The following is a 402-nucleotide window of genomic DNA, read 5'->3' as shown; positions in this document are numbered from 1 at the left end:
AGAGTCTCTTACAAAGCCTATATACCCTAAAAAAACTACCAGGCAAATCCAAAAGAAATTGATAATATGCCCTAAAATTCTAGGTAAAGTTTTTTTAAAATTATTTTCATACAAATACCTGTAAAAAAACCAGCAAACAACTGTAATAATAAGAAGACTTATTAAATGCCGTTGATTGTTTTTAAGCCAAAGCGACATGCTGTTTGTTTGTTCTTAAATAAAACATCCATAAACTAAAAATTACTGCATACATAATAAGCTTGAACACATAATGATGAGCGACATCAATTAAATTATAACGTTCCATATTCATTAATACAATAAAATAGCACCGTAAAATATTAGCAATATAAATAATTGCAAATCCAACCATTGAATATATTAACAGCGTTATTAATTTAG

1 protein-coding gene is annotated in these 402 nt (G+C 26.9%); it reads right to left on the bottom strand.

Features of this window, described 5'->3' with window-relative positions; all coding sequences use genetic code 11:
• Positions 1-181 precede the first annotated feature (181 nt).
• Positions 182-382, bottom strand: a complete 201-nt coding sequence (locus E3E36_RS14100; RefSeq protein ID WP_369334059.1) for a hypothetical protein — start codon at positions 380-382, stop codon at positions 182-184.
• Positions 383-402: the final 20 nt, after the last annotated feature.

This window comes from Thermococcus sp. M36 (genome assembly GCF_012027355.1).
Lineage (GTDB): Archaea > Methanobacteriota_B > Thermococci > Thermococcales > Thermococcaceae > Thermococcus.
Note: the sequence above shows the minus strand (reverse complement) of the source record. Positions and strands in the feature narration are given on the sequence as shown.